The 18,452-nt window shown below is 69.3% G+C and carries 20 protein-coding genes and 1 riboswitch; of the genes, 9 read left to right on the top strand and 11 right to left on the bottom strand.

The features are described 5' to 3' along the window. Positions 1-49 precede the first annotated feature (49 nt). Complete coding sequence (gene fabG, locus AC1RS9_RS00845; RefSeq protein ID WP_074039335.1) at positions 50-793, bottom strand: 3-oxoacyl-ACP reductase FabG; 744 nt, start codon at positions 791-793, stop codon at positions 50-52. A gap of 114 nt (positions 794-907) precedes the next feature. Between fabG and AC1RS9_RS00840 the strand changes: the two genes are divergently transcribed. The 4 genes from AC1RS9_RS00840 to AC1RS9_RS00825 all read left to right on the top strand — a co-directional run bounded on the left by AC1RS9_RS00840 (position 908) and on the right by AC1RS9_RS00825 (position 3,250). After that, a complete protein-coding gene (locus AC1RS9_RS00840; protein WP_006945365.1) occupies positions 908-1,222 on the top strand; it encodes a DUF3099 domain-containing protein in 315 nt (104 codons plus the stop codon). Continuing rightward, a complete protein-coding gene (locus AC1RS9_RS00835) occupies positions 1,197-1,463 on the top strand; it encodes a hypothetical protein (RefSeq protein ID WP_074039336.1) in 267 nt (88 codons plus the stop codon). Before AC1RS9_RS00840 ends, AC1RS9_RS00835 begins: the two co-directional genes overlap by 26 nt. A gap of 46 nt (positions 1,464-1,509) precedes the next feature. Next, positions 1,510-2,412 (top strand): SURF1 family cytochrome oxidase biogenesis protein, encoded by a 903-nt coding sequence (locus tag AC1RS9_RS00830; protein ID WP_074039337.1) that lies wholly within the window; start codon positions 1,510-1,512, stop codon positions 2,410-2,412. Between the two features lie 67 nt (positions 2,413-2,479). After that, complete coding sequence (locus tag AC1RS9_RS00825; protein WP_074039338.1) at positions 2,480-3,250, top strand: SDR family oxidoreductase; 771 nt, start codon at positions 2,480-2,482, stop codon at positions 3,248-3,250. Positions 3,251-3,257: 7 nt separating this feature from the next. Here AC1RS9_RS00825 and AC1RS9_RS00820 read toward each other — a convergent pair whose 3' ends face one another. Both AC1RS9_RS00820 and AC1RS9_RS00815 read right to left on the bottom strand, forming a co-directional pair. After that, positions 3,258-5,120: an ABC transporter ATP-binding protein gene (locus tag AC1RS9_RS00820; protein WP_074039340.1), complete on the bottom strand. Its 1,863-nt coding sequence runs from the start codon at positions 5,118-5,120 to the stop codon at positions 3,258-3,260. Positions 5,121-5,129: 9 nt separating this feature from the next. Further along, positions 5,130-6,728 carry an ABC-F family ATP-binding cassette domain-containing protein gene (locus tag AC1RS9_RS00815; RefSeq protein WP_136788384.1) on the bottom strand — a complete coding sequence of 533 codons (1,599 nt, stop codon included), beginning with the start codon at positions 6,726-6,728 and terminating at the stop codon, positions 5,130-5,132. Positions 6,729-6,901: 173 nt separating this feature from the next. Between AC1RS9_RS00815 and ypfJ the strand changes: the two genes are divergently transcribed. Both ypfJ and AC1RS9_RS00805 read left to right on the top strand, forming a co-directional pair. Next, entirely contained in the window at positions 6,902-7,891 is a 990-nt protein-coding gene (ypfJ, locus tag AC1RS9_RS00810; RefSeq protein ID WP_136788385.1) for a KPN_02809 family neutral zinc metallopeptidase, read from the top strand. Positions 7,892-8,006: 115 nt separating this feature from the next. Next, a riboswitch (cyclic di-AMP (ydaO/yuaA leader) is annotated at positions 8,007-8,192 on the top strand. 3 nt (positions 8,193-8,195) lie between these two features. Beyond that, the gene (locus AC1RS9_RS00805) at positions 8,196-8,672 is read left to right on the top strand and encodes a C40 family peptidase (RefSeq protein ID WP_083603764.1); all 477 of its coding nucleotides are present in this window, start codon (positions 8,196-8,198) and stop codon (positions 8,670-8,672) included. 88 nt (positions 8,673-8,760) lie between these two features. Here the strand turns inward: AC1RS9_RS00805 and AC1RS9_RS00800 are convergent, their stop codons facing one another. Genes AC1RS9_RS00800 through AC1RS9_RS00765 form a run of 8 tightly spaced genes read right to left on the bottom strand, consistent with a single transcriptional unit; the run spans position 8,761 to position 15,492 of the window. Then, the gene (locus tag AC1RS9_RS00800) at positions 8,761-9,096 is read right to left on the bottom strand and encodes a metal-sulfur cluster assembly factor (protein ID WP_006945372.1); all 336 of its coding nucleotides are present in this window, start codon (positions 9,094-9,096) and stop codon (positions 8,761-8,763) included. Beyond that, positions 9,093-9,602: a Fe-S cluster assembly sulfur transfer protein SufU gene (gene sufU / locus AC1RS9_RS00795; protein ID WP_074045302.1), complete on the bottom strand. Its 510-nt coding sequence runs from the start codon at positions 9,600-9,602 to the stop codon at positions 9,093-9,095. The genes AC1RS9_RS00800 and sufU overlap by 4 nt, the downstream gene beginning before the upstream one ends. A 1-nt stretch (position 9,603) precedes the next feature. Beyond that, entirely contained in the window at positions 9,604-10,899 is a 1,296-nt protein-coding gene (locus AC1RS9_RS00790) for an aminotransferase class V-fold PLP-dependent enzyme (RefSeq protein WP_115296208.1), read from the bottom strand. Between the two features lie 2 nt (positions 10,900-10,901). Beyond that, a complete protein-coding gene (sufC, locus tag AC1RS9_RS00785) occupies positions 10,902-11,678 on the bottom strand; it encodes a Fe-S cluster assembly ATPase SufC (protein WP_038568278.1) in 777 nt (258 codons plus the stop codon). A gap of 49 nt (positions 11,679-11,727) precedes the next feature. Next, positions 11,728-12,054 (bottom strand): non-heme iron oxygenase ferredoxin subunit, encoded by a 327-nt coding sequence (locus tag AC1RS9_RS00780; RefSeq protein WP_006945472.1) that lies wholly within the window; start codon positions 12,052-12,054, stop codon positions 11,728-11,730. Further along, on the bottom strand, positions 12,051-13,262 hold the full coding sequence (sufD, locus tag AC1RS9_RS00775) for a Fe-S cluster assembly protein SufD (protein ID WP_006945352.1): 1,212 nt from the start codon (positions 13,260-13,262) through the stop codon (positions 12,051-12,053). The genes AC1RS9_RS00780 and sufD overlap by 4 nt, the downstream gene beginning before the upstream one ends. After that, positions 13,262-14,680, bottom strand: coding sequence for a Fe-S cluster assembly protein SufB (gene sufB / locus AC1RS9_RS00770; RefSeq protein WP_006945377.1), 1,419 nt, complete (start codon positions 14,678-14,680; stop codon positions 13,262-13,264). The genes sufD and sufB overlap by 1 nt, the downstream gene beginning before the upstream one ends. Further along, on the bottom strand, positions 14,677-15,492 hold the full coding sequence (locus AC1RS9_RS00765) for a helix-turn-helix transcriptional regulator (RefSeq protein ID WP_136788387.1): 816 nt from the start codon (positions 15,490-15,492) through the stop codon (positions 14,677-14,679). Before AC1RS9_RS00765 ends, sufB begins: the two co-directional genes overlap by 4 nt. A gap of 151 nt (positions 15,493-15,643) precedes the next feature. Here AC1RS9_RS00765 and AC1RS9_RS00760 point away from each other — a divergent pair, with 151 nt between their 5' ends. The 3 genes from AC1RS9_RS00760 to AC1RS9_RS00750 all read left to right on the top strand — a co-directional run bounded on the left by AC1RS9_RS00760 (position 15,644) and on the right by AC1RS9_RS00750 (position 18,304). Beyond that, positions 15,644-16,387, top strand: a complete 744-nt coding sequence (locus AC1RS9_RS00760; protein WP_136788388.1) for an ABC transporter ATP-binding protein — start codon at positions 15,644-15,646, stop codon at positions 16,385-16,387. Then, positions 16,384-17,223: an ABC transporter permease gene (locus AC1RS9_RS00755; protein ID WP_136788389.1), complete on the top strand. Its 840-nt coding sequence runs from the start codon at positions 16,384-16,386 to the stop codon at positions 17,221-17,223. Before AC1RS9_RS00760 ends, AC1RS9_RS00755 begins: the two co-directional genes overlap by 4 nt. A gap of 133 nt (positions 17,224-17,356) precedes the next feature. Continuing rightward, positions 17,357-18,304, top strand: a complete 948-nt coding sequence (locus tag AC1RS9_RS00750; RefSeq protein WP_240742493.1) for a COX15/CtaA family protein — start codon at positions 17,357-17,359, stop codon at positions 18,302-18,304. Positions 18,305-18,452 lie beyond the last annotated feature (148 nt).

The raw sequence follows: 18,452 nt of genomic DNA, 5'->3' as shown, positions 1-18,452 counted from the left end.
GCGGGAACTGGGGGCGTGCGTGCGCGGGCGACCGGCGGGTGGCCGCCGGTCAGTGACCCATGCCGAGGCCACCGTCGACGGGGATGACGGCGCCGTTGATGTAGGCCGAGTCGTCGGAGGCGAGGAACGCGACGGCCGCGGCGACCTCGTCGGGCTGCGCGAACCGACCCGCCGGGATCGTCGCCTTGTACGCCGCCTGACGCTCGTCGGGCAGTGCGGCCGTCATGTCGGTCTCGATGAAGCCGGGCGCGACGACGTTCGCGGTGATGCCGCGCCCGCCGAGCTCACGCGCGATGGAGCGGGCGAGGCCGACGAGCCCGGCCTTCGACGCGCTGTAGTTGGTCTGGCCCGCGGAGCCGAACAGGCCGACGACGCTGGAGACGAAGATGATGCGCCCGCCCTTGCGCCGGATCATGCCCGTCGACGCCGCACGAGCGCAGCGGAAGGCGCCGGCGAGGTTGGTGTCGACGACGTTCTCGAAGGAGTCGTCGCTCATGCGCATGAGCAGGCCGTCGTCGGTGATACCGGCGTTGGCGACGACGACCTCGATCGGCCCGCCGGCGATCTGCGCGGCCTTCGCGAACGCCGCGTCGACCGATTCGGAGTTCGTCACGTCACCCGTGACGGCCGGGATGCCCTCGACGTCTTCACCGGAGCGCGACATGATGACGACGGCGTCCCCCTGCGCCTGGAAGCGTCGCGCGATGGCGAGCCCGATGCCGCGGTTGCCCCCGGTGACGAGGACGGTGCGGCGGCGCGACGGGGCGCTGGTGGTCTCGGGCGAGGTGGGCATGGGGACCTTCCGGGATGGGGCGGTGTGTTCTTCGTCGCACGCTATCGACTACCCCTGGGTAGACCAATCCGGGGCGTTTCGGGCGAGCCGGGGGCCCTCGAATACAGTGAGGCCATGGCGGATCAGGGGCAGCGACGGCTCTCGGCCACGAGCCTGCCCGAATCGGCGCAAGACGATCAGCGCCGCCGCATTCGCGGCTATCTCATCTCGATGGGCATCAGGACGGTGTGCTTCATCGCCGCCGTCCTCACCTGGTCACCCCTTCGCCCTCTCAGCCTCGTGTTCTTCGCCCTCGCCGCGATCCTGCCGTACGTCGCCGTCGTCTTCGCGAACGCGACGGGCAAGCGTCGCATCGACACGATGGGCGCCGTCACACCACCACCGGTGCCACACAAGGAGATCCATGGATCTGCGCGCGAACCTCGCTGATTCCGCCCCCGGTGACGAACCCGGCGCGGCATTTCCGGCGCTGCGCTGCAGCGCGAAGGGCTGTCGCGCCGAGGCAACCTGGGCGCTGCGCTGGAACAACCCGACGCTGCACACGCCCGAGCGGCGCAAGGTGTGGCTCGCCTGCGACGAGCACGAGCCGACACTGCGCGAGTTCCTGTCGATGCGCGGTTTCCACCGCGACACCGTGCGCCCGGCCGAGCTGCGCGCCACCGACGGCTGAGGCGGCCGCCCACGCGACGTTCAGCGCCCGTCGATAGGCTGGTGCGGTGCTGAGACTTCTCACGACCCGACGTTGGCTGACCTGGCTCCTCGTGGCCACGTTGTGGGCGACGTTGTGCGTCATTGCCGGGTTCTGGCAGTGGGGGCGCTGGGAGGACAAGAGCACGGTCCAGAACCGCATCGACGCCAACTATGACGCGACCCCCACCCCGATGAGCCGCGAGCTGAGCACCTCGCGGCCGCCGGCGAAGTCGGACGAGTGGAAGCAGGTCACCGGGCGCGGCCACTACGTCGGCGAACCACTCTTGGTGCGCAACCGCCCCGGCCCCGGCGGCGATTTCGGCTACGAGACGCTCGGCGTGTTCGAGGTCGACGGGATGAAGGTCGTCGTCGACCGCGGGTGGGTCGCGAACGGCGAGACCGCGGCGCGCCCCGCGTCGATCCCGCAGGCACCGAAGGGCGAGGTGACGCTGACGGGCTGGGTCCGCCCGAGCGAGAAGTCGTTGGGCCGCGCCGAGGTGAACGGTCAGGTCTCATCGATCTCCGTCGCAGACGTGGAGCGTGCCACCGGCGCGACGCTCGCGCAGGGGTACGTTCGAATGCGTTCGGAGAAGCTGGCCGACGGCTCGACACCGCCGCGGCCCGCCGCGCTCGACCGGCCGTCGCAGGGTTCCGCGGCCGGCATCAACCTCAGCTACGCGCTGCAGTGGTGGCTCGGTGCGATCGCCGGGTATGCCTTCGTCCTGCTGCGTGCACGCCGTGAGTACCTGGACTCGCTGGAGTTGGCGGACGAGGCACCGGTGGCGCATGACACCGAGGCAGGCGGTGACAGCGCCTCGGCGACAGGTTTCACAGAGACCGGATCCACGACACCCGTGCGCCCGACGAAGAAGCCCGCGAAGAAACCCCGCCCGCGCAAGCAGCGCATCTGGGACGAGGAGGACGCGTGAGCGCGTCCCCTTCACGAGGGGCGGGCGGCGTGTTCCGCACACGCGCCGGACGTGCCACGATGGTGACATGGATTGTGGACTGAACGGCCGTAGCTACGTCGTCACCGGTGCCTCGTCGGGCCTGGGCTTCGCGAGCGCGCAGGCGCTGGCCGCTGACGGTGCCGACCTCGTCATCGCCTCTCGCGATCAGGAGCGCATCGACGACGCCGCCGCGCGGCTCGACTCGCCCGCGGGGGTGCGCGCCGTCGTCGCCGACCTCGCGGACGAGTCTGCTGCGCAGCGACTCGTCGCCACGGCGCAGGAAGCCTACGGACGCCTCGACGGCGCCGTCATCTCCGTCGGCGGCCCGCCCGCCGGCCGCCTCGAGGACACGAGCGAACAGCAGTGGCGTGACGCGTTCGAGAGCGTCTTCCTCGGTGGGCTGCGCATGGCCCGCGCCGTGCTCGACACGCCCTTCGACCCCGCCTCGGGCATGGCGGTGACGCTCGTGCTGTCGTCGTCAGTGAAGTCGCCCATCCCGGGCCTCGCCATCTCCAACGGGCTGCGTCCAGGCCTCGCGATGGCGGCCAAGACCCTCGCCGACGAGTACGGCCCGCGCGGCGGGCGCGTCAACGTCCTGCTGCCGGGGCGCATCGACACCGACCGCGTCAAGAGCCTCGACGCCGGTACGGGAGATGCGGAGGCGTCGAAGGCGAAGGCCGAGGCGGGCATCCCACTGGGGCGTTACGGCACGCCGGAGGAGTTCGGCCGCGTCGCCGCGTTCGTCACGAGCCCGGCCGCGTCCTACCTCACGGGCATCGCGATCCCCGTCGACGGCGGGGCGCTGCGCACGCTCTGAAGCGCGCTCAGTCCTCCTTGAACTGGGTCGCGTGCAGCTGGGCGTAGAGCCCACCGGTGGCGAGCAGCTCCCGGTGCGTGCCGGTCTGCACGACGCGGCCGGCCTCGAGGACCACGATGACGTCCGCGTCGCGCACCGTCGAGAGGCGGTGGGCGATGACGAACGACGTCCGCCCGACGAGCGCGTTCGCGAGTGCCGCCTGCACCGCGGCTTCTGACTCGCTGTCGAGGTGCGCGGTCGCCTCGTCGAGGATGACGACGTCGGGCGCCTTGAGCAGCAGCCGTGCGATGGCGAGGCGCTGCTTCTCCCCGCCGGAGAGGCGGTGTCCACGATCGCCGACGACGGTGTCGAGCCCGAGCGGCAGCCGCTCGACGAGGCTCCACACGTGCGCGGCACGGAGGGCGCTTTCCAGGTCGTCGTCGGTGCTGTCGGGACGGGCGTAGAGGAGGTTGGCGCGCACGGTGTCGTGGAACATGTGCGCCTCCTGCGTCACGACGCCGATGCGGTCGCGGACGGAGGCGAGGCTCGCCTCGCGCAGGTCGAGCCCGCCGACGCGCACGGCACCGGACGTGGGGTCGAACAGACGCGGCACGAGGTTCGTCAGCGTCGTCTTGCCTGCGCCACTGGGCCCGACGAGCGCGACGAGCGCCCCGGCGGGCACGTCGAGGTCGATGCCGCGCAGCACGTCCTCTCCCCCGCGTCTGTCCCCCGTCACGTTCGCCTCGAGGGATTCGAGCGAGACGACGTCGGCGTCCGGGTAGGCGAAGGTGACGTCGTCGAACCTCACGCCCAGTGGCCCGTCAGGAAGCGCCCGGGCGGAGGGTGATTCGCGCACGAGCGGTTCGAGATCGAGCACCTCGAATACGCGCTCGAACGAGACCATCGCGGCCATGACGTCGACGCGGACGTTCGACAGCGCCGTCAGTGGTGCGTAGAGGCGCCCGAGCAGCGCTGCGAGCGCGAGCAGGGTGCCGACCGTCATCGCGCCGTCGACCGCGAGCACCCCGCCGAGGCCGTAGACGAGCGCGGTCGCGAGGGAGGCCATGAGGGTGAGCGCGACGAGGAACATGCTGCGCTGCGCGGCGATCGAGACACCGATGTCGCGCACGCGTGCGGCGCGGGCGTCGTACTGCGCCGATTCCTCGTCCGGGCGCCCGAAGAGCTTGACGAGCAGCGCACCCGCGACGTTGAACCGCTCCGTCATCCGCGCGCCGAGTTCGGCGTTCAACGTCATCTGCTCGCGCGTCAGACCGGCCAGACGGCGGCCGAGGAAGCGCGTCGGCAGCAGGAACAACGGCACGAGGACGAGGGCGGCCAGCGTCAGCTGCCATGACAAGGACGTCATCGCGACGAGCAGCACGACGAGGCTCACGGCATTGCTGACGACCGTCGACAACGTCGTCGTGAACGCCTGCTGCGCACCGACGACGTCAGAGTTGATGCGCGTGACGAGGGCACCCGTCTGCGCCCGCGTGAAGAACGCGATGGGTTGGGCGAGCACGTGGCGGAACACGTCGGCGCGCAGGTCGAAGATGAGACCCTCGCCGAGGCGCGCTGACAGCCAGCGCTGCGTGATCGTGACGCCCGCGCTGAGCACGGCGACGAGCGCGACGGCGAGTGAGAGCCACACGACGACGTCGCGATGTCGCGGCACGACACCGTCGTCGATGATGTGCTTGAGCAGCAGCGGTGACGCGACGACCATGACGGCGTCGAGCACGACGAGGACGAGGAACGCCGCGATCGTGCGGCGATAACCGCGGGCGTAGCCCGCCACGCGGCGCACCGTGCCGGGGGCGAGACGCTGATCCTTGACGCTCGAGTCGCGTGACATCGAGCGCATCATCTGCCAGCCGGCGCCCATGGACATGTGAGCTCCTCAGGCCAGCGAGATGAGGTCGGCGTAGTCGGGGCCCCACAGATCCTCGACGCCATCGGGCAGCAGCAGGATGCGTTCGGGTTCGAGAGCCTCGACGGCGCCGTCGTCGTGGCTGACGAGGACGACCGCGCCCTCGTAGCCGCGCAGCGCGCCCAGGATCTCCTCGCGGCTGGCCGGGTCGAGGTTGTTCGTCGGTTCGTCGAGCAGCAGGACGTTGGCCGCGGACACGACGAGCAGCGCGAGCGACAGGCGCGTCTTCTCACCACCGGAGAGCACGCCGGCTGGCTTCTCGACGTCGTCGCCGGAGAACAGGAACGAGCCGAGCACCTTGCGCACCTCGGTCTCGCCGAGATCGGGCGCGGCGGACTTCATGTTGTCGAGGACGCTGCGCTCGACGTCGAGGTTCTCGTGCTCCTGCGCGTAGTAGCCGATCTTCAGCCCGTGGCCGGCGATGATCCGGCCCGTGTCGGGTGCGTCGACGCCGGCGAGCATCCGCAGCAGCGTCGTCTTTCCGGCACCGTTGAGACCGAGGACGACGACCTTCGAGCCGCGGTCGATGGCGAGGTCGACGTCGGTGAAGATCTCGAGCGATCCGTACGAGCGCGAGAGCCCCTCGGCCATGAGCGGCGTCTTGCCGCACGGCGACGGCTTCGGGAAGCGCAGCTTCGCGACCTTGTCCTGCTGACGCTCGCCCTCGAGGCTGCCGAGCAGGCGCTCGGCGCGCTTGGCCATGTTCTGCGCCGCGGTCGCCTTCGACGCCTTCGCGCGCATCTTGTCGGCCTGCGCCATGAGCGCTCCGGCCTTCTTCTCCGCGTTCTGACGCTCGCGCTTGCGACGCTTCTCGTCCTGCTCACGCGCCTGCAGGTAGGCCTTCCAGCCGACGTTGTACTGGTCGAGCTCGACGCGGTTGGCGTCGAGGTGGAAGACCTTGGTGACGACGGCGTCGAGCAGTTCGACGTCGTGGCTGATGACGATGAGCCCGCCCTTGTACGCCTTGAGGTAGTCGCGCAGCCAATGGATCGAGTCGGCGTCGAGGTGGTTGGTCGGCTCGTCGAGCAGCAGCGTCTGCGCGCCGGAGAACAGGATGCGCGCGAGTTCGATGCGGCGTCGCTGACCACCCGAGAGCGTGCGCAGCGGCTGGGTGAGGATGCGCTCGTCGAGGGCGAGGCTGCTCGCGATCGACGAGGCCTCCGACTCCGAGGCGTACCCGCCGGCGGCGGTGAACTCGGCGTCGAGGCGCGTGTAGCGCTTCATCGCCTTCTCGCGCACGGCGTCGTCCTCGGAGGCCATGTTCGTCTCGGCGGTGCGCAGGTCGCGCGCGATGGCGTCAAGGCCGCGCGCGGACAGGATGCGGTCGCGGGCGAGGACGTCGAGGTCGCCGGTGCGTGGATCCTGCGGCAGGTAGCCGACCTCGCCGGAGGTGACGACGCGGCCCGCTGCGGGGATGCCGTCTCCGGCGAGCACCTTCGTCAGCGTCGTCTTGCCGGCTCCGTTGCGCCCGACGAGGCCGACGCGGTCGCCCGGGGCGACACGGAACGTCGCGTTCTCGAGCAGGATGCGCGAGCCGGCGCGCAGTTCGATGCCTTCGGCGGTGATCACGGGTGAAATCGCTCCTTCAGGGGCGGCAGGTGCGTCGAGGTGGGCCGACGGCGGTGTGGGGCGGCGTCGGGACGCGCAGCGGCGAGGGCGCTGCGGCGGGAAGCCAACCCACGTATTCTACGAGAGATGGTGGGAGGCGGACGCAGCGTCCGCCTCGACAGACGGAGGCTCTCTTGACGTTCAACGACAACGCGCAGCTCGACACCTCGCAGGTGACCTCGGGCGGCTCAGGTGGCTTCGGTGGCGGAGGCGGTGGCATGGGCGGGGGCCCGGTCGTCGGCGGCATCGGCGGTCTCATCCTCATGCTCATCTTCGCTCTTTTCGGCGGAAACCTCACCGGCGGGCCGGACAGTTCGGGCGGCGGCAGCACCGGCTCATCGGGCAGTTCGTACGGCTCAGGCCTCAACGGCTATGCCCAGGACACGCAGGACGTGTCGGGTTCGAATGACTCCGTCGCGCAGGCGATCGAGCAGTGCAAGACGGGTGCGGACGCCAACCGTGACGACACCTGCCGCATCGTCGGCACCGTCAACGCGGTGCAGGACTACTGGGGCAGCGCGCTGCCGAAGTTCACGAACGGCCGGACGCAGTACGAGAACGTCCCGACCGTGATCTTCAGCGGGCAGACGTCCTCGGGCTGCGGTACGGCCAGCTCGCAGATGGGCCCGTTCTACTGCCCGACCGACCGCAAGGTCTACATCGACGCCGCCTTCTTCCAAGAACTGACGAACAAGTACGGTGCCGATGGCGGCGCCCTGGCGAAGGAGTACGTCGTGGCCCACGAGTACGGCCACCACGTGCAGGACCTGCTCGGTGCGCTCGGCCGCGCACAGCAGGATCCGAAGGGTGCCGAATCGGGTTCGGTGCGTACCGAACTGCAGGCCGACTGCTACGCCGGCATCTGGGTCGCCCACGCGACGGAGTCGAAGGACAAGAACGGCAACACGCTGCTCAAGCCGGTCACCGACGACGACATCAAGTCAGCGCTGTCTGCGGCGTCGGCCGTCGGTGACGACCGCATCCAGCAGAAGGCCCAGGGTCGCGTCACGCCGGAGAGCTGGACGCACGGTTCGTCGGAGGCTCGGCAGAAGTGGTTCATGACCGGCTACGAGAAGGGCGACCTCAACTCGTGTGACACGTTCAACGTCGACAGCGTCGAGTGAGGTCGTGAAAACGCTCGGACGGGTCGGAAAATTGACCAAAAGTGATTGCACGCTCAATTTGTTCCGACCGTGAGCCGACGGTAATCTTGCAGGGCCGCACCGACGTCGGTGCGGCCCTGCTTCGTCGCTGAGTCCCGTCACGAAGGCCAGGTATCACCGCATTGCGCGGAGCGACGGGAGCGGTGCACCCAGCATCCGAGCCACCTTGGTGGCTCTTGGGGTGAAGCCGGCTCAGGCCGGCCGAGAATCTAGGATCTCGAACCCGACAGGTCATGCCTCGTAAGCGCTCCTGGAGAGATCCGACATGAAGAACATGTCCCGCCGCTCGTTCCTGGGAAACACGTCCAAGGTCGCCGTCGGCACCGCCCTCGCCACCTCCGCGCTGGGCGCGGTCTCGGTCGGCACCGCCTCGTCCGCCAGCGCCTCCGTCACCTCGGCGAGCGCTCGCCGCGTCGTCTCCAGCGCCTCGTCCCGACGCGGCGCCCCCTACGTCTACGGTGCGGCCGGCCCGTGGCGCTTCGACTGCTCGGGTCTGACGAGCTGGAGCTACCGCCAGGTCGGTCGCTCGATCCCCCGCACGGCCAACCAGCAGTACCGTGCCTCGTACCGCGTCTCGCGCGCTTCGGCTCGCCCGGGTGACCTTGCGTTCCTCACCTCCGGTGGCTACGCCTACCACGCGGCCGTCTACGCCGGCAACGGCATGGTCTGGCACGCACCGCGACCCGGCTCTCGTGTGCAGCTCGCGCGCGCCGGTTCCTCCTACCGCTTCGGCCGCGTCTGATCCGTTCGATCCTGACGCACGCCGCACAGCGCGACGAAGCCCGCCACCTCCATCGAGGTGGCGGGCTTCGTCGTACGGTAGCGGTGGCTCAGACGTTGAACCCGAGGGCGCGCAGCTGCTCGCGGCCGTCGTCGGTGATCTTGTCCGGGCCCCACGGCGGCATCCAGACCCAGTTGAGGGAGTGGCCGGCGACGACGTCCATGAGCGCCGTCGCGACCTGCTCCTCGATGACGTCGGTCAGCGGGCACGCCGCGGACGTCAGGGTCATGTCGATGACGGCGTGCTTGGAGTCGTCGACGGTGATGCCGTAGACGAGGCCGAGGTCGACGACGTTGATGCCGAGCTCGGGGTCGACGACGTCGCGCAGGGCCTCCTTGACGTCCTCGACGTCCGACTCGACGGGCGGGGTGGTTGTCTCGCTCATGCCGTGATCTCCTTGTCGCTGCTGGCGGTGGTGTCGCTGTTCGTGCTGTTCGCGGCGCTCCCGGCGAGGTCGAGGCCGAGCTTGCCGAGCGAATCCTGCAGGGCCGACCACGACAGCAGCGCGCACTTGACGCGCGCCGGGTACTGCGAGACCCCGGCGAGCGCGATCGCGTCACCGATGACCTCTTCGTCGCCGGCGTCCTTGCCCTTGCTCGTCAGCATGCTGCGCGTCGCGCCGAAGACCTCCTGCGCCTCGCGCAGCGTGTGCCCGACGAGGTTGTCGGCGAGCATCGACGCGGACGCGACCGAGATCGAGCAACCGATCGAGTCGTAGCTGACGTCCTTGATGACGGCGTCGTCACCCTCGCCCTCGACGTCGACGCGCAGAGTGATCTCGTCGCCGCACGAGGTGTTGACGTGGTGGCTCTCTGCCCCGAACGGCTCGCGCAGCCCCGCGTGCTGCGGGTGCTTGGAGTGATCGAGGATGAGTTCCTGGTACAGATCCATCTCAGACCTCCAGTCCGAAGATGCTCGGCACGCGATCGAGCGCCGCGAAGAACGCGTCGATGTCCTCGCGGGTCGAGTACACGTTGAAGCTGATGCGGCTGCTCGCGACGGCCTTGAGACGCCGGTGCAGCGGCCACGCGCAGTGGTGGCCGGTGCGGATGGCGACCCCGGCGTCGTCGACGATCTGGCCGACGTCGTGCGGGTGCACCTCGTCGACGGTGAACGCGACGGCGCCCGTGCGGGAAGCGGCATCGAGGGGGCCGAGGACGGTGGTCCACGGCCGGGCCGCGAAGCCCTCGAGCGCGTAGGTGATGAGATCCTGCTCGTGCGCGAAGACGTTCGCCATCCCGAGCGCGTCGAGGTAGTCGCACGCTGCGGCGAGACCGATGGCCTGTGCCGCATTCGGCGTGCCCGCCTCGAAGCGCTGCGGCGCGGGCGCGTATGTCGAGCCTTCGAGCCGGACGATCTCGATCATCGAACCGCCGGTGAGGAACGGCGGCATGGCGTTGAGCGTCGTGTTCTTCGCCCACAGCACGCCGATGCCGGTGGGGCCGAGCATCTTGTGGCCGGAGAAGGCGAGGAAGTCGACGTCGAGCTCGCGCACGTCGACCGGCATGTGCGGCACCGACTGGCACGCGTCGAGCACGACCCACGCACCGACCTCACGGGCGATCGCGCTGATCTCGTCGACGGGGTTGATCGTGCCGAGCACGTTCGACACGTGCGAGAACGCGACGATCTTCGTCTTCTCGCCGACGGTCGCCCGCATCGAGTCGAGGTCGATGCGGCCGTCGTCGGTGATCTCGCACCAGCGCAGCGTGGCGCCCGTGCGGCGCGCGAGCTCCTGCCACGGCACGAGGTTGGCGTGATGCTCCATCGGCGTGATGACGATCTCGTCACCCGGGCCGATGCGCAGCCGCTCGGCCAGCTCCGGGTCGACGCCGTCGAGCGCGCCGTCGAAACCTGCGTTGCTGAAGGCGTACGCGACGAGGTTGAGCGCCTCCGTCGCGTTCTTCGTGAACACGATCTCGTCGGCCTCACCACCGATGAAGCCGGAGATCGTGGCACGAGCCGCCTCGTAGGCATCCGTCGCCGCCTCCGACAACTGGTGCGCACCGCGGTGCACCGCGGCGTTCACCGTCCGGTAGAAATCACCCTCGGCCGTGATGACGGCTTCGGGGCTCTGCGACGTCGCGCCGGAGTCGAGGTAGACCAGCGGCTTGCCGTCGCGGACGCGGCGCGCGAGCACGGGAAAATCCTCTCGCACGCGCGCCGCGTCGAACGAAACGTCAGCCATGATCAGGCCTTGACCTCGCTGCCGACCGCCGCGTTGACGTACCGGTCGTAGCCCTCGGCCTCGAGACGGTCGGCCAGCTCGGGGCCACCCTCCTCGGCGACGCGGCCGTTCACGAACACGTGCACGTGGTCGGGCTTGATGTAGCGCAGGATGCGCGTGTAGTGCGTGATGAGCAGGACGCCGCAGTTCGTCTCCGCCTTGGCGCGGTTCACGCCTTCGGAGACGATGCGCAGCGCGTCGACGTCGAGGCCGGAGTCGGTCTCGTCGAGGATCGCCATCTTCGGCTTGAGCAGCTCCATCTGGAGGATCTCGTGGCGCTTCTTCTCGCCACCGGAGAAGCCCTCGTTGACGTTGCGGTCGGCGAACGCCGGATCCATCTTGAGGTTGCCCATGGCGTCCTTGACGTCCTTGACCCACGTGCGCAGCTTCGGCGCCTCGCCGTCGACGGCTGTCTTCGCGGTGCGCAGGAAGTTGGAGACGGTGACGCCGGGAACCTCGACGGGGTACTGCATCGCGAGGAAGACGCCGGCGCGGGCGCGCTCGTCGACGTCCATCGCGAGAACGTCCTCGCCGTCGAGCGTCACGGTGCCGGAGGTGATCGTGTACTTCGGGTGACCCGCGATCGAGTACGCGAGGGTCGACTTGCCGGAGCCGTTCGGGCCCATGATGGCGTGCGTCTCCCCCGAGTTGATCGTCAGGTTGACGCCCTTGAGGATCTCCTTCGTCCCGTTCTCCGTCTCGACGGTGACGTGGAGGTCGCGAATCTCAAGCGTAGACATGGTGTTTCGTCCTTCGTTCGAAAAGTTGGTGGGTGCGCCGGCGCCAGGCTCAGGCGGGGATGCCGACGAACACGGCCGAGCCGTCGATCTTCGTCGGGTAGACGTTGACGGGCTGCATCGCGGGAAGGCTCATCGGCTTGCCCGTCTCATAGTTGAACTTCGAGCCGTGCAACCAGCACTCGATGCCGTCGTCGTCGACCTCACCCTCGGACAGGGACACGGCCGCGTGCGTGCACGTGTCATCGAGCGCGTGGATGACGCCGTTCGAGTCCTTCGCGAGGCAGATGACGAGGTCGTCGACGTCGACCTTGATCGCGCCGGGCTGCGGGATCTCCTCGACGCTCGCAAGGTTGACCCACTCGACGTTCTCACTCATGCCTGCTCCTCGACGATCTCCTGCGTCGCCGCGAGCTCGGCCTCGATGGCCTGCATGAGCGGGTCGACGACCTCGGGGACACCGATCTTGTTGATGATGTCCGCGAAGAAGCCACGCACGACGAGACGACGCGCCTCGGCCTCGGGGATACCGCGTGCTTGCAGGTAGAACAACTGCTCGTCGTCGAAACGGCCCGTCGAGCTCGCGTGGCCGGCGCCCTCGATCTCGCCGGTCTCGATCTCGAGGTTCGGCACGGAGTCGGCTCGGGCGCCGTCCGTCAGGACGAGGTTGCGGTTGAGCTCGTACGTCTCGATGCCCTCGGCCTCGGCGCGGATCAGCACGTCACCGACCCAGACGGTACGGGCCGTCTCGCCCTGCAGTGCGCCCTTGTACGTGACGAGGGAGGTGCAGCGCGGCGCGTTGTGGTCGACGAACGAGCGGTGCTCGAGGTGCTGACCGGCGTCGGAGAAGTAGACGCCGAGCAGCGTCGCCTCGCCGCCGGGGCCCGCGTAGCGGACGTTCGAGTTCATGCGGACGATGGCGCCACCGAGCGTCACCGCGATGTGGCGGTATGACGCGTCACGACCGACGAGGGCCGTGTGATCGGCGAGGTGCAGCGCGTCGTCGTCCCAGCGTTGGACGGAGACGAGCGTGAGATCGGCGCCGTCCTCGGTGATGATCTCGACGTTGGCCGTCACCTGCGCGGAGCCGGTGTGATCGAGGATGACGAGAGCCTTCGAGTGGTGCTTGGCCTCGATGACGACATGGCCGTTGGCGCGCTTGTCGGCGCCCTCACCGTGGATCGTCAGGCGCACCGGCTGCGTCAGCTCCGCCTCGGCGGGGATGACGAGGTGGCTCGCGTCCTGCGTCAGCGCGTGCGCGAGCACCGACGCGCGGTCGCCCGGCGTCAGGACGGTGCCGCGCGGGGCCTCGCCGATCGCGAGCGTGCCGGTCTCGAAACCCTCACCCTCGATCGTGACGGTGAGCGCGTCGTCGTCCGTGACCTTCTCGGCCAGCAGCGGCGAGAGGCGGTCGACGGGGGTGAAGCGCCACTCCTCCTCGCGCCCGCTCGGCACGCCGAAGTCGGCGACGTCGAACGACTTCTTGCGCTCGGCGCGCGACTGGTCCGGCACGAACCCGCCGTCGGTGTGCTGGCCTGCGAGGGTGGCCTGGGAGGTCTTGCCCAGTTCAGAGATCTCGGCGGTCATCAGCCGACGGCTCCTTCCATCTGGAGTTCGATGAGACGGTTGAGTTCGAGCGCGTATTCCATCGGCAGCTCGCGGGCGATCGGCTCGACGAAGCCGCGGACGATCATCGCCATCGCTTCTTCCTCGGACAGGCCGCGGCTGCGCAGGTAGAACAGCTGGTCCTCGGACACCTTCGAGACGGTCGCCTCGTGGCCCATCTGCACGTCGTCCTCACGGACGTCGACGTAGGGGTAGGTGTCGGAGCGGGAGATCTGGTCGACGAGCAGCGCGTCGCAGACGACGGAGCTCTTCGAGTGTTCGGCGCCCTCGAGCACCTGCACGAGACCGCGGTACGACGTACGGCCACCGCCACGGGCGACGGACTTCGACACGATCGTCGAGCTCGTGTTCGGGGCGGCGTGCACCATCTTGGCGCCGGCGTCCTGGTGCTGGCCCTCGCCGGCGAACGCGATCGACAGCGTCTCGCCGCGCGCGTGCTCGCCCATGAGGAAGACGGCCGGGTACTTCATCGTCACCTTGGAACCGATGTTGCCGTCGATCCACTCCATCGTCGCGCCCTCCTCGCAGGTGGCGCGCTTCGTGACGAGGTTGTAGACGTTGTTCGACCAGTTCTGGATCGTCGTGTAGCGCACGCGTGCGTTCTTCTTCACGACGATCTCGACGACGGCCGAGTGAAGCGAGTCGGTCTTGTAGATCGGCGCGGTGCAGCCCTCGACGTAGTGAACGTACGAGCCCTCGTCGGCGATGATGAGCGTGCGCTCGAACTGGCCCATGTTCTCCGTGTTGATGCGGAAGTAGGCCTGCAGCGGGATGTCGACGTGGACACCCTTCGGCACGTAGATGAACGAGCCACCCGACCACACGGCCGTGTTGAGCGCGGCGAACTTGTTGTCACCGGCGGGGATGACGGTGCCGAAGTACTCGCGGAAGAGTTCCTCGTGCTCACGCAGGCCCGTGTCGGTGTCGACGAAGATGACGCCCTTCTCCTCCAGGTCCTCACGGATCTGGTGGTAGACGACCTCAGACTCGTACTGCGCGGCGACGCCCGCGATGAGGCGCTGCTTCTCAGCCTCCGGGATGCCGAGCTTGTCGTACGTGTTCTTGATGTCCTCGGGAAGCTCGTCCCACGTCGTGGCCTGCTTCTCCGTCGACTTCACGAAGTACTTGATGTTCTGGAAGTCGATGCCCGTGAGGTCGCTGCCCCAGTTCGGCATCGGCTTCTTCTCGAAGAGGCCGAGCGACTTCATGCGCAGCTTCTTCATCCACTCCGGCTCGTTCTTGCGGTCCGAGATGTCCGCGACGATGTCGGGGTTGAGGCCACGCTTCGCGGATGCGCCGGCGGTGTCGGTGTCCGCCCATCCGTACTCGTAGCGGCCGAGGTCGGCAAGACCCGGGTTGAGCTCTTCGATGGTGCTCATCGCTGCTCCTTCTTCTGGTGGGCGTCGGTCTGGTCGGGGGTGTCGAGGTGGCGGCTTACGCCGGGCGCGGCGTGCGGTGCTGGCGGGCCGGCGTCCTGCACTCGTGGCACGGCGGGCGTCGGGATGAACGTCGTGCAGACGTGGTCACCGTGCGCGAGGGAGGCCAGGCGCTGCACGTGCACGCCCAGGACCTCGGAGAACGCGGCACGCTCGGCCTCGCAGAACTCGGGGTGGCTCGCCGCGACGTGCTGCACCGGGCAGTGCCCCTGGCACAGCTGTACGCCGGCGAGCGGGGTTCCCTCCGCGACGGGACGCGTCGAGGCGGCAAAGCCCTGACGGGACAGGGCGCGTGCGAGGGCGTCGGCGCGGGCGTCGGGGTCGTCACCGGCGGCCTCGACGGCGGGACGGACGCTGTGGGCCAGCTCGCGGGCACGTTCCTGCGCGACGGCGACGAGTGCCTGCTCTCCCCCGAGCTCGATGAGGTGCTCGATGACCTGCGAGGCGAGAGCGTCGTAGCCGTCGGGCATCGCGCCGTGGCCGGCTTCGGTGAGGACGTAGGCGCGCGCAGGGCGACCGCGCCGGCGTGCACCTGTCGTCGGGGCCTCGCGTTCGGCGATGAGGCCGTCAGCGAGCAGAGCGTCGAGATGACGGCGCATGGCCGCGGGCGTGAGGTTCATCCGCTGCCCCAGCTCGGCCGCCGTCACGGGGCCGTGCTCGGAGACGGCCATACGGACGCGTTCGCGGGTCGAGGTGGCCGGTGCCGTTGCGTTCGAGGCCGCCTGCTGCGTGCTCACGTTCGTGGGCGTGTTCATGGTCGACCTCCTTCGCGTGAACGGCTCACACCTAAATTAACAACACCAATGTTGCGTAATTCCCTCGGAGAGTGAAACTGAGGTTCACCTCACCTCGACGCGGGAGTCGACGCGCCCGGGCCCGGCGCCGGGTCGCGCGTAGACTTCACGGGTGCCGAAACTGCCCGCAAGCCCCGACGACGGCGCCGCGAGGGCTGCCGTCGACATCCGCGACGTCACGCACGCCTACTCCGGCAACCCCGCCCTGCGCGGGCTGTCGTGGAGCGCTCCCGCCGGTCGAGTGACGGCCGTTCTCGGCCGCAACGGCGCGGGCAAGACGAGCGTCATCGAGATGGCAGAGGGGCTGCGGCGCCCCGATTCGGGCAGCATCCAGGTGCTCGGGGTCGAACCGTGGAACGCCGATGCCGATCATCGCGCGCGCGTCGGTGTCATGCTGCAGGACGGCGGGCTGCCGATGGGAACCAAGCCGATGGCGCTGCTGGGTCACCTCGCGTCGTTCTACCGCGCCCCCCGCGACGTCGACGAGCTCGCCGCGCGCCTGGAGATCCCGTCGTTCAACCGCACGAGCGTGCGACGCCTGTCCGGGGGCCAGCGCCAGCGGGTCGCACTCGCGGCGGCAATGGTGGGGCAGCCCGACCTGCTGTTCCTCGACGAACCCACCGCCGGCCTCGACCCGCACGCCCGCCGCGAGGTGTGGGCGATCATCAGCGACGAACGCGACCGCGGCGCGAGCGTCGTCGTCACGACGCATTCGTTCGAGGAGGCTGAACGCCTCGCCGACCACGTCGTCATCATGAACGCGGGAACATGCGTGGCGCAGGGCCCGCTGGATGCGGTCACCCACGGGCGTGACCTCGAGGACGTCTACTTCGACCTGACGGAGGCCGCGCGATGACCCGCCCCGATTCGACCCCGACGACGTCGGCGTACTCGACGACATCGATGGCCGAGATGCCCTCCAAGCGCTCGACAGCTGCTGACGCAACGACCCGGGCGGCTGCGCCCGGCCGACGGATGCGCGCCCAGGCGGCGTTCGAGGGCCGCACGTTGCTCGCGAACGGCGAGCAACTGCTCGTCTCCTTGCTGCTCCCGGCGATGGCCCTGCTCGGACTGCACTTCGCCTCGACGCCGGATCTCGGCCCGGGGCGCCGGATCGACCTCGCGACGCCGGGCGTCCTCGCGCTCGCCGTGGTGTCCACGGCGTTCACCGGCCAGGCCATCGCCACGGGCTTCGACCGACGCTACGGCGTGCTGCGACTGCTCGGTGTCACACCCCTCGGCAGCCGCGGCTTGCTCGTCGCCAAGGCGGTGGCGGTCGCCGGTGTCGTCGCGGTGCAGACGCTCGTCCTCGGCGGGCTCGGGCTCGTGCTCGGCTGGCACCCGCACTGGGCGGGCGTGCCGCTCGCCATCGTGTTCCTGCTGCTCGGGTGCTGGGTATTCGTCGCCCTCGCACTCGTCGTCGCGGGCCGGATCCGCGCCGAGGGTGTCCTCGTCGTCGCAAACCTGCTGTGGGTCCTGCTCGCCGTCGGCGGTGGCCTGCTGCTCGCGACCACGCAGTACCCGTCGTGGTGGGAGCCGATCGCGCGCTTCCTGCCCACCGGCGCGCTCGGCGACGGTCTGCGCTCGGCGCTCACCGGCTCGGGAGCGCTGGCGCTCCCCCTCGTCGTGCTCGTCATCTGGGGTGCTGTGCTGACGTTCGCCGCGTCGCGGTTGTTCCGCTGGTCCGACTGAAATTTTCCCTGCTGCGTGGCAAGCGAGCCTGTGCCTAGCGCCCACGTGGCTCCGGCAGGTGGTGACGAAGGTCCCCGCCCCAGGCGCGCCCGGGCGTCCGATCTGTGATGGGCGCCCACTACGCTTGGATGTCGTGACTCACTCCTCCCCGATGACGTCCGACGCGGCCGTTGGCGCCGCGCCCGTCGCGCCTCCTGAATCTCGTCCCGTCAACCCGTGGTTGAAGCGGCTGTTCTGGCTCAACCTGGTCGTCGAGATCGGCATCGTCGTGACGGGTGGGCTCGTGCGTCTCACCGGTTCGGGGCTCGGGTGCCCGACATGGCCGCAGTGCGTTCCCGGCTCGTACACGCCGGTGCCGGAGCAGGAACAGTCCTGGCACAAGTACATCGAGTTCGGCAACCGGACGCTGACGGGCGTCGTCGGTATCGTCGCCATCGCGCTGTGCCTGGGCATCTTCTTCTGGGCTCGCACGCGTCGTCGCCTGCTCCTGCCCGCCGGGTGCGTTGTCCTCGGCATCGTGCTGCAGGCCGTCGTCGGTGGCATCACGGTTCACATGGATCTCAACCCGTTCATCGTGGCCTTGCACTTCATGCTGTCGATGCTGCTCGTCACGGCGTCCGCGTGGCTCGTGTGGCGTGGGCGTGAGGGCGACGGGCCGAAGCGACCGCTCGTGCCGACGCCCATCGCCGTCGTCGCGAAGATCGCCGCCGTTCTCGCGTTCGTCGTTCTCGTGCTCGGCACGATGGTGACCGGTTCCGGTCCGCACAGCGGCGATGCCGACGAGCCCGCCCGCACCGGGTGGGACGCGCGGAGCGTCGCGTGGCTGCACGCCGACACCGTCATGCTGTTCTGCGGGCTCGTCGTCGCCGTCCTGCTCTCGCTGTTCGTCCTGCGCAGCCCTGCCACCACGCGACGCACCTGGATCGGCCTGCTCGTCATCACTCTGCTGCAGGGCGTGCTCGGCTACGTCCAGTACTTCACGGGCGTGCCGTGGGTGCCGGTGCTGTTCCACATGCTCGGCGCGTGCCTGCTCGTCACGTGGATGACCTGGGCCCTCTGCTGCCTGCGCGAGCGCCCCTGAGACGCCTGCTCCGCCGACTTCCCCTCCACCACGACCCGTCTCATCGCTGGCGGCGGCAATCGTCGGACCTGACCAGGTGGCCGCAAATGTGGACGAAAATCGCAGGGGTGGACATGAATCGCGAGTGTGTCCACCGGACGACGAAGCG

The organism is Dermacoccus sp. MPR-E5 (assembly GCF_058809565.1).
This window is presented reverse-complemented; position numbering and strand designations above follow the sequence as displayed.